7 protein-coding genes are annotated in these 9,592 nt (G+C 65.6%); 3 read left to right on the forward strand and 4 right to left on the reverse strand.

What is annotated here, in order from left to right; translation table 11 throughout:
* Positions 1-167: 167 nt before the first annotated feature.
* Positions 168-2,399, reverse strand: a complete 2,232-nt coding sequence (locus WA702_RS03995) for a tetratricopeptide repeat protein (protein WP_425109235.1) — start codon at positions 2,397-2,399, stop codon at positions 168-170.
* Between the two features lie 255 nt (positions 2,400-2,654).
* Between WA702_RS03995 and WA702_RS04000 the strand changes: the two genes are divergently transcribed.
* Positions 2,655-3,890: an MFS transporter gene (locus WA702_RS04000; protein WP_425109236.1), complete on the forward strand. Its 1,236-nt coding sequence runs from the start codon at positions 2,655-2,657 to the stop codon at positions 3,888-3,890.
* 6 nt (positions 3,891-3,896) lie between these two features.
* Here WA702_RS04000 and WA702_RS04005 read toward each other — a convergent pair whose 3' ends face one another.
* Positions 3,897-4,301 (reverse strand): DUF4864 domain-containing protein, encoded by a 405-nt coding sequence (locus WA702_RS04005; RefSeq protein ID WP_425109237.1) that lies wholly within the window; start codon positions 4,299-4,301, stop codon positions 3,897-3,899.
* Positions 4,302-4,573: 272 nt separating this feature from the next.
* Here WA702_RS04005 and WA702_RS04010 point away from each other — a divergent pair, with 272 nt between their 5' ends.
* Entirely contained in the window at positions 4,574-6,331 is a 1,758-nt protein-coding gene (locus WA702_RS04010) for a hypothetical protein (protein ID WP_425109238.1), read from the forward strand.
* 85 nt (positions 6,332-6,416) lie between these two features.
* Here the strand turns inward: WA702_RS04010 and WA702_RS04015 are convergent, their stop codons facing one another.
* Positions 6,417-7,298 carry an AraC family transcriptional regulator gene (locus WA702_RS04015; protein WP_425109239.1) on the reverse strand — a complete coding sequence of 294 codons (882 nt, stop codon included), beginning with the start codon at positions 7,296-7,298 and terminating at the stop codon, positions 6,417-6,419.
* A gap of 112 nt (positions 7,299-7,410) precedes the next feature.
* Here WA702_RS04015 and WA702_RS04020 point away from each other — a divergent pair, with 112 nt between their 5' ends.
* Positions 7,411-7,812: a pyridoxal-phosphate dependent enzyme gene (locus WA702_RS04020; RefSeq protein WP_425109240.1), complete on the forward strand. Its 402-nt coding sequence runs from the start codon at positions 7,411-7,413 to the stop codon at positions 7,810-7,812.
* A 100-nt stretch (positions 7,813-7,912) separates the two neighbouring features.
* On the opposite strand, the gene WA702_RS04025 is transcribed toward WA702_RS04020, so the two are convergent.
* A complete protein-coding gene (locus WA702_RS04025; RefSeq protein WP_425109241.1) occupies positions 7,913-9,508 on the reverse strand; it encodes a gamma-glutamyltransferase in 1,596 nt (531 codons plus the stop codon).
* Between the last annotated feature and the right edge of the window lie 84 nt (positions 9,509-9,592).

Raw genomic sequence — 9,592 nt, forward strand, 5'->3', positions numbered from 1 at the left:
GCTAGAGCATGATCCGGAAAAGTGGAAACCGGTTTTCCGAAAAGATCATGCTCAAACAAAGAGATGAGATCACGATGCGATTCTGTGTAATCGCATCGTGATCTAATGCCGGCAAGGCGGATGAGGCGGAGGGTGGCTCGGAGACGCCCAAGCGATAAGCGCGCCGGTCACGCCGGCGCGGCAGCCTTCGCACAATAGGTCTGCCAGAACTGGCGATAGCCGGCTTCGACCCGCTGCGTGTAGATTTCGATGTTGCCGGCTGCGGAGTGCGCGATCAGGCTGGGCAGCTCGGCCCGCAGCGTGCCGAGATAGGCAGGGTTGGTCGCGAACGCCTCGGCGATCTCGACATAGCCGTCATCGTCCTCGGCAACCCAGTCATCGAGACCGATCGCCTTGAGGATGGCGCCGGCTGCGCGCGAGGAGGCGCCGCGGCCGAGCTTGGCAATCACCGGCACGCCCATATAGAGGGCTTCCCAGGTCGAGATGCCGCCGTTCTGCGGGAAAGGATCGAGCGCGATATCGATCTCGGCGAACGCGCGCAGATGGTCTGTTCGTTCCGATGCGCCCATGCAGATGACCCGGTTGTCGGGCACGCCGGCGGCCACGAAGCGGCCGAGCAGGCCGTCGCGCACCGTGGCGTCATTGAGCGCGAGATGCTTGATCACGAGCTTCGATCCTGCGACGGCGTCGAGCAGCCGCGCCCAGACCGCGAGCGCGTCGTCCGAAATCTTGTCGATCCGGTTGAACACGCCGAAGGTGACGTGGCCGTTGCGCAGCATCGGCAAGCTCGACGGCGCGACATCCTTGATCGGATCGATGGTGATCACCGACGGCAGGTCGTAGACCTCCTCCGCAAACAGGTGCCGCACCTCCTGCGGAATCGTCACGGGATCGGCGAAGAAGTAGTCCATGGTGGCGAGCCCGGTGCCGGTGCCGCTGCCCCAGGCCGTGACCTGGATCGGCGCCGGCTTGCGCGCGAATACCGGCATGCGGTTGCCGGTGGTGTAGCCGGAGAGGTCGACCAGAATGTCGACGCCGTCGGCCTGGATGCGGTCGGCCAGCTCGTCCTCGGACAGATTGATGGCATCGACCCAGACGTCGGCGATCGATTGGAAGGTCGCGGTGAAGGCATCCTTCGAGGTCGATGACGAGTAGCAGTTGATCTGGAATTGCGCCTTGTCGTGGCCGCGCAGCACCGGCATAAAGGCGAACGCCGCCGAATGCGTGCGGAAATCGGACGAGACATAGCCGACCACGATCCGCCTGTTCGGATCGAGCGAGCGGGGAGCGAGCTGGCGCCGCGGCATCTTGCTGCCGACCGCGTCCCACCATTGCCGCCGCGTTGCCTGCTGGACCGCGAAATCGGCCTCGCTGAGAAAATCCTGATAGAAGATCTTCTTCGAGATCGCCTCGTCGTAATCGGGGTTGATTTCGAGCGCGCGGTCGAAATGCCGGATCGCGTTCGCGGTATCGCCGAGCCGCCCCAGACAGGCGCCGAGCAAAGTGAGCGCGACCTCGGCGGTCGGGTTGTGCTCCAGCACGCGCTTGCAGGCCAGCATCGCCTGCGCGACGTTGCCGGTGAGCATGCAGACCTGCGCCTTGCCCTGCCAGCCGACCTCAAGGGAGGGATCGCGCGCCACCGCGGCGTCGAAATCGGCTTCGGCCTCCGCGCGCCGTCCCAGCAGCATATTGAGCCGGCCGCGATGCGCCAGCACCTCGGCCATCTCGGGTCTCACGGCGATCGCCAGATTGAAGGCTGCTTCCGCGACGTCAAAATGACGCAGTTCGAGCTGCGACAGGCCCTTGTTGACCAAGGCTTCGAAATGACGCGGCCTTAAAGCAAGCGCCCGCTCGGAGCTTACGGCGGCGGCGTCCCAGCGCTTCAGCATCAATTCGGCCACGCCACGATTGCACCAGGCATCGGCATCACCGGCGTTGAACGCGATGGCACGATCGAAGGCCGCGATCGCGCCCTCGGCCTGCTTCAGGCGCAGCAGGACGTTGCCGAGATTGCGCTGCGCGGTCGGAAAATTGGGTTTGAGCGCCAGCGCCTTCTCGATCGCCGCGCGCGCCTCCTCGTGGCGCTCCAGGTTGAACAGCGCGAAGCCGAGATTGGACTGCGCATCCGCGTTGCGTGGTTCGAGTCGGACGGCGTGCTCCAGATACGGCACCGCCTCGGCGATCCGGCTGGATTCGACCAGCGACACGCCGAGCAGGTGCGCGGCGTCGAAAAAATCAGGCAGGTCAGCCAGCATCTGCCGGCACAGCGCCTGCACGTCGGCCTGCCGGCCCTCGCGATAGGCGAGGAAGGCGGCCGGCAGCGCCGTCTCGGCCAGCTTCTTCAGCTTCTTCTGTGCCCGCGCATTCTGGAAGGCACGGGATCCGACGGTGCTTGCCATGTTTTTTGTCTTCCCCATCAGAAAAGCGGCCGCGCGTGCCAAAAGATTCGCCCGGCAAATTTTGCCGGGGGTATGGTTAGCATCCGGTTAATGCGACGCCCGTGGGATTGCGGGCTCCGGAATGCGGCTGCGTTCCTCCGAACGGAGGAGGAAGCCCGACGCGTCGGAATTCGCTTGTTGCGCTGCTTCTGCATGCCCAATCCGGCGGCATTGGCGCTTGACCACGCTGCCGCGGCCGGGGAATTTGCGCCTCCCATGCATAAGCCCTCGACTCAATTCACACAGGCACCCGCCTTCGTTCCGGACTCGCGTCAGGCCTGGAGCCGGCTGGCTTTGGCGCTCCTGATCGCCTCGATCGGCGGCGTCGGCATGTGGTCTGTCGTCGTGGTCCTGCCGGGCGTGCAGGCCGAGTTCGCGGCCTCTCGTGGCGCGGTCTCGCTGGCCTATACGCTGACCATGTTCGGCTTCGGCCTTGGCGGCGTCATCGTCGGCCGCGTCACCGATCGCTTCGGCATCGTCACCGCGATGGGTTTGAGCATCGCCTGCACCGCCGTCGGTTATCTGCTCGCCGGCGCGTCGGCGACGCTGTGGCAATTCCAGGCGGTCTATTTCCTGATCGGGCTCGGCACGTCGGCGACCTTCGCGCCTTTGATGGCGGAGGCTTCGCACTGGTTCAGCCGCTACCGCGGGCTCGCCGTCACCATCGTCGCGGCCGGCAATTACGTCGCCGGCACGGTGTGGCCGCCGCTGATCAATCTCGGCCTGCAGCGGTTCGGCTGGCGCAGCACCCATGTCGTGATCGGCCTGTTCTGTGCGGTCGCGATGTCGCTGCTGCTGTTGCTGCTGCGGGCGCGGATGGGTGGCGCCGGCGCCCATGATCACGCCCACGCGCCGCCCCCGCCGCTCAAGCTCGCGATCTCGACCAACGCGCTCACCGCGCTGTTGTGCATCGCCGGCGTCGCCTGCTGCATGGCGATGGCGATGCCGCAGGTCCACATCGTCGCCTATTGCGGCGATCTCGGCTATGGCGTCGCCCGCGGCGCCGAGATGCTGTCCTTGATGATGGGCTTCGGGATCATCAGCCGGGTCGGCTCCGGCTTCCTCGCCGACCGCATCGGCGGCATCCGCACGCTGCTGCTCGGCTCGCTGGCGCAGGGCTTTGCGCTGATGTTCTATCTGTTCTTCGACAGCCTCTCCTCGCTCTATCTGGTTTCGGCGATGTTCGGCCTGTTCCAGGGCGGCATCGTGCCGAGCTACGCCATCGTCGTCCGCGAGACCATGCCGGCGCGCGAAGCGGCGACGCGGGTCGGCATCGTGATCTTCGCCACCGTGGTCGGCATGTCCTTCGGCGGCTGGATCTCGGGCGTGATCTTCGACGCCACCGGTTCCTATGCGGCTGCTTTCGCCAACGGCGTGGCCTGGAACGCGGTCAACGTCGCGATCGTGCTCTGCCTGTTGATCCTGGCCCGGCGGCGGTTGGCGGTGGCGTGACGGCCGCTAGACCGACTGCTCCGCCTTCAAGAGCGAACAGCCGGTGATCTTGAGGTCGCCGTCCGGCTGCGTCTCGAGCGTGTAGAGCGCCTCCCAGGCCTCGCCATTGGCGTCGATGATGTGAACGCGCTGCGCGATCACGCCGCCCTCCGTCTTGCTCTCGCCGAATTCAAAACTCTTGCGCCGGTAGACCGGCGCGTAGCCTTGTCTCACCATCGCCATGAAGATTTCGGGCGAAGGAAACATCGCATGAAGCTCCGGCGCGGCCTGCGCATAGGCGGCTGCCGCGTCGTCGCGTGCAAAGGCCTGCTCCTGCCGGCGGATGGCACTCTGCGCCGGCGTCGCGTCATCGGCAACAGCGAGGCCGGGCGCAGCGGCGAGCACGGCTAGCAGCAGCAGGACCATGCGCATGGCGGGATTCCTTCGATGTTGCCGAGCGCGATGATCCTAGCAGAGGCGCTGCGGCATTGCCGGGGCAAATCGATCGCAGCGGCGCGCCGGTCCTGACGCGGCGGCAGACGGCCGGCCGGGACGCGAAGCACCGCTGCGCGCGAAACGGGCTTGCTGCTGGCGATTCAGAAAAAAATCGTCGCCGCGCATTTCGAATGTGATCTATTCGACTTGAGATTGTGGAAAAACCCCGCGCACAATGTGCCGTCGCGATATCAGGCTGGGGCGAGACGATGCAGCAGCAGACTCATCCGGAGAAGCCGGCGCAATCCTGCGACGTCGTCATGAAGGGCGGCATCACCAGTGGCGTCGTCTATCCGCTCGCGCTGGTCGCGCTGTCGAAGAAATACCGCCTATCGCAGATTGGCGGCACCTCAGCGGGCGCGATCGCCGCGGCGGCCGCCGCAGCTGCCGAATACGGCAGGTACGTTCCGGGCGGCGGCTTCGAGCGGCTGGCGAAGATCCCGCAGGAGGTCGGACCGCATCTGCTGTCGCTGTTTCAGCCCGCGCCGGCGTTGAAGCCGCTGTTCAATATCTTCATCGCGACCTTGCAGGCCAAGACCAGCATCGGCAAGTTTGTCGCCTTCGTCTGGGCCGCGATATCAGGCTATCTGATCAGCGCATGTCTCGGCGCGCTGCCCGGAATCATCATTGCCGTGATTGCGATCGTCCGTTGCAGTGTGGGTGGTGTCGCGTTTGGCTTGCTGCTGGCACTCGTCGGTCTCGTGCTGGCATTGATCGTGAGCCTCAAGAGCACCGTCACGCGCGATCTTGCCGCGCATGATTTCGGCGTCTGCCCGGGCATCCGCCAGTCGCGATCCCTGCCGGAGGCTTTCACCGACTGGCTGGCCCGGCTGATCGAAGAGGCCGCCGGCCATCAGGCCGGGGGCCGACCGCTGACCTTCGGCGACTTGTCGAAACCGCCTGACGGCGCTGACCCAATCCATCTGAAGATGGTGACGACGAGCGTGGCGGAAGGACGTCCGTACACGCTGCCGATGGAGACCCGGCGCTTCTTCTTCAGGAGAGACGAGTGGGAGCGCCTGTTTCCGACCGACATCATCGCCTTTCTCGTCCAGACCTGCGAGCGCTTCATGCCGACCGAAGGCGAGCAGGGCGAATTCTATGATTTTCCGAAGGAAGATCAGCTGCCCCTGATCGTCGCGGCGCGGATGAGCCTGAGCTTTCCGTTCCTGATCTCGGCGGTGCCGCTATGGACGCGTGATTTCCTGATGAAGGAGGGCGAGAGGGCGAAGCTCAGGCGTTGCCTGTTCAGCGACGGCGGATTGTCGAGCAATTTTCCGATCCAGTTCTTCGATCATTTGCTGCCAAACAGCCCGACCTTTGCCATCTCGCTCGACGATTTCGATCCGCTGACGACGCGCGATCTGGTCTGGCTGCCGCAGACGGCGGGAAGCGGCGACATGTTGCCGATCCAGTCGTTCCGGGGGCTGTTCGGCTTCGTTGCCCGGCTGTTCTATTCGGCCAAGGATTGGCGCGACAATTTGCAGGGGACGCTGTCGGGTTACCGCGAGCGCATTGTTCACGTCGTGCTGAAACCGGATGAGGGTGGGCTCAATCTCACCATGAGCAAAGAGACGATCGACGCGCTGGTCGCGCGTGGCCAACAGGCCGGGCAGACGCTCTGCGACCAGTTCAACATGGACGAGCACCGTTGGCGGCGCTTTCTGGTTTCGATGGCGCGGATGGAGGAGACGCTCGACGACGTTGCGGTCGCCTACGGAAGCGGGCCGGGGCGATTCGGCGATTTCCTCGACGGTTATGTAAAGAATCACGCGCCCTATCGCGCGCCGCCAAGCGGCAAGCCCCATCCGCCCTACAGCCAGGACACCAGGGATCAGGTTGACGAGTTGCTGCGGCGCGCGGCCGAACTGGTCGATCTCGGCAAGCGGTGGCGCGGAGAGCCGACGGTTCGCGACGGCCACATTCCGAAGCCGGCGACGGATCTGCGCATCACGCCGAAATACTAGGCGGCGAACCTGGCAAGATCGAGTGGGTGGCTAGCGGTCTGTTCATTTCATGCGATCGGAAGGGACAGGCCGGCATCAGAGGGCGCTACTTCAGCGGCAAAAACAGGTCCGCGACCGCCTCATGCTCCGCCACCTCCGGGAAGAAGCTCAGCCGTTGGCAATAGATCGGGAAGTCGCGGGCTTCCTCGCCGCTGGCCGGAAGCCAGTCGCGGTAAAGATAGAGCGCGGCGGGCTCCAGATTGTCGGTGTGGCCAACGACGCGCAGCACTGCGCAGCGTCCGCCAGGGATCTCGCCGGCTTTGATCTGCTCGCCGTTGGCCTCGATTGGTTGGTCGGTACCGACACAAAGGTCCACGCTATAATCGGCAGGCGACGCAGGACGCCGCTCGGAACGCCAGACATTGAAGGTCGGACTTGTCTTGGGGTGCAGGCCGGCCGCTTTGCGCCATGCGATATACCGCTGGATGCTGGCGCCAAGCGTCGCCGGGTCGCCCCGATGCTCCATGATCGCCACCCGCGTCGGAGGCACATCGCGAATCGTCACATCGTCGGTGGTAAAAGTCTTCTGCATGAGCTTGTTCCTTGCGTTGTCGAGAGGCCCGAAGGCCGCAAGCCACGGCTCCCAGTCGGGAGACTTCCGGAACGAGGAAGGCGATTGCCCGAACCGTTGCCGAAAGGCGCGGGCGAAGGCGTCCGGCGCATCGTAACCGGCATCCATCGCGATATCAGTGACGCTATGGGCATCTCCGTAGGCCAGCCAGTATGAAGCGCGCTTCATGCGGGCGAGCTGGACATAGCGATGCACCGATAGCCCAAAGGTCGCCGTGAACTGCCGGTGGAAATGATATTTCGAGTAGGCGGCGACGCTGCTCAGCGCGTCCAGGTCCAGATCATGGTCCAGATGCCGGTCGATGTGATCCAGCACCCGCTGCATCCGGGCATGGTAGTCTCGAAGCGCCGCCTTCATCGTTCTGTCCTTCGTGGCAGCGCCAGCTAAGCGCATGCAGACATGACGCGCTCGACCGATCTTGCGGTTTCGTCACGTCGCAGACCATCGCCAAGGACCGCCTCCCGAGTTCATGCAGCACGCCGGCTCCTTCAACGTGCGCGGCGTCTTCACCAATCTCTTGACGCGCGAGGTGCCCGCCACCGGCGTAGTCGCGGCGTCGGGCGGCAATCACGGCGTCGCCGTTGCCTTCGCGGCCAACCGGCTCGATCGCAAGGCCGCGATCTTCGTGCCGACCATCGCCTCGCCCTCCAAGATCGAATTGATCCGACGCCATGGCGCAGAGCTTCATGTCGGCGGGGACCGTTATGCGGATGCGTTGGCGGCGAGCGAACATCATGTTGTGGAGCATGGCGCGCTGCCGATCCATGCCTTCGATCAGGCCGAGACCATGCTAGGGCAGGGCACGGTCGGGCTCGAGATCGCGCGCGACGCGCCCGGGGCCAACACGACGGCGGTCAACTTCGAGAACTGACCTAGGCGTCGTGCGAGCGAAGCGAAGCAATCCAGCGCGAGAGAAGCCTGGATTGCTTCGTCGCTTGCGCTTCTCGCAATGACGATATCCTGGGGAGAAGCTACCCCTCGGCCACGGCCTCGCTCCAGGGCGAAGCGATCTCGGAGGCGCCGGAGTTGGTGGCGCCGTCGCGCAGCACCACGCTCGGGCAGGCGAATTTCAGCGGCAGCGTCTGCAGATGCGCCTCCTCGTAGTCGAACCTGGCGCCAAGCGCGGCGCGCGCCTCCGGCGGCAATCGTGTGTCGGCAATCACGATCGCGCCCTCGCTGGCATCGATCCGCGGCTGGTGGATGGCGGCGTCCAGATCCATGCCGAAATCCATCACGAAGGACAGGATCTGCGCCACCGAGGGCAGGATGCGGCGGCCGCCGGAGGCGCCGAGCGCAAGGCGCCGGCCGTCGGCGGCTTCAGCCACCGCGGGTGTGTAGTTGCAGAGGCAGCGCTTGCCGGGCGCCAGCGAGTTGGTGGTGCCCGGCGTCGGGTCGAACCACATGATGCCGTTGTTCATCATGATGCCGCTTTGCGGCGTCTGGAACTTCGAGCCGAAATTCGACAGCAAGGTCTGCGTCACCGCCGCCATGTTGCCGTCGCGGTCGACCACCGCATAATGCGTGGTGCAGGCCGGGGCGAGATAGTCGGCGCCGAGTGACCGGCGTCCGTCCGCATCGCCCATGCCGTTGAGCCGCTCGCGGTAGGCCGCCTGCAGCGCCTCGGCATAGGCGATGTAGGCGTCCGTACCGGGCACGCTCCCCGACGGCTGCAGGCTGGCCTGCAACAGCCGCAGCGTGTGCGCCAGCGTCGGCCCCGCGGTGAGCTCCGGCGTCGCGTAGACGGTGCCGCCGCGATAGGGGATCTTCAGCGGCTCGCGCAGATGCGCCTTGAAGGCGGCGAGATCCTCGACCGCGAGACAGCCGCCGGCGGCCTGGATGTCGCGGGCGATCGAGCGGGCAAGGTCGCCGTGGTAGAAGTCACGCGCGCCGGCGCTGGCGAGATGCGTCAGTGTCGCCTTGAGCTCGTCCTGCGGCATGCGCACCGACGACTTGATGCCCCAGGGCGCGCTTGGCGGCAGCCCGTCCTTCAGAAAGGCCGCCGCACTCGCTGGATAGCGGCGCAGATCGGCGACCGAGCTTGTGATCGACAGCGTGGTCCACCAGTCGATCAGCAGGCCCTCGGCCGCAAGCTTGACGCTCGGCGCCAGCAGGTCCTGCCACGGCAGCCTGGCGTAGCGCTGATGCGCCTCGCCCATGCCGGCAACCACGCCAGGCACGGCGATCGCACCGGGGCCATGGAGATTGCGATCGGCCTTCACCCGCGCCCAGGGAAAGAGATCGGGGGCGAGGCTGCCGTCGCCGACGAGCGGATAGTCCGCGAGGCGCAGGCTGTCCGGCGCACGCATGCCATAGTCGATCACCTCGACCTTATTCTCCTTGGCGCGGTACAGCACCATGGCGCCGCCACCGCCCATGCCGCTCATCCAGGGCTCGAGCACGCCGAGCGCAAAGCCAGTGGCCACGACGGCATCGACGCAATCGCCGCCGGCCGCCAGCACCTCCGCACCGATCTCGGCCGCGCGTCGCGATTGCGCCGCCACGATGCCGCCCTTGGATGTCACGGCGGGCTTGCTGATCTGTTGGCGGCTGGAAAACTGGTTCGGCATGGTGTCTCCTCGCGGCGCGACGTCATTCTCCGCAGCAAATTGACACCGGCAGATGGCGCGAGGCAATCCGCACAAGCGGTTGCC

Source organism: Bradyrhizobium sp. (assembly GCF_049798375.1).
Lineage (GTDB): Bacteria > Pseudomonadota > Alphaproteobacteria > Rhizobiales > Xanthobacteraceae > Bradyrhizobium.

Excerpts from the sequence above, each read along its gene's own strand:
- WA702_RS03995 (WP_425109235.1), bottom strand. The coding sequence starts at position 2,399 with ATGGCAAGCACCGTCGGATCCCGTGCCTTCCAGAATGCGCGGGCACAG.
- WA702_RS04000 (WP_425109236.1), top strand. The coding sequence starts at position 2,655 with ATGCATAAGCCCTCGACTCAATTCACACAGGCACCCGCCTTCGTTCCG.
- WA702_RS04005 (WP_425109237.1), bottom strand. The coding sequence starts at position 4,301 with ATGCGCATGGTCCTGCTGCTGCTAGCCGTGCTCGCCGCTGCGCCCGGC.
- WA702_RS04010 (WP_425109238.1), top strand. The coding sequence starts at position 4,574 with ATGCAGCAGCAGACTCATCCGGAGAAGCCGGCGCAATCCTGCGACGTC.
- WA702_RS04015 (WP_425109239.1), bottom strand. The coding sequence starts at position 7,298 with ATGAAGGCGGCGCTTCGAGACTACCATGCCCGGATGCAGCGGGTGCTG.
- WA702_RS04020 (WP_425109240.1), top strand. The coding sequence starts at position 7,411 with ATGCAGCACGCCGGCTCCTTCAACGTGCGCGGCGTCTTCACCAATCTC.
- WA702_RS04025 (WP_425109241.1), bottom strand. The coding sequence starts at position 9,508 with ATGCCGAACCAGTTTTCCAGCCGCCAACAGATCAGCAAGCCCGCCGTG.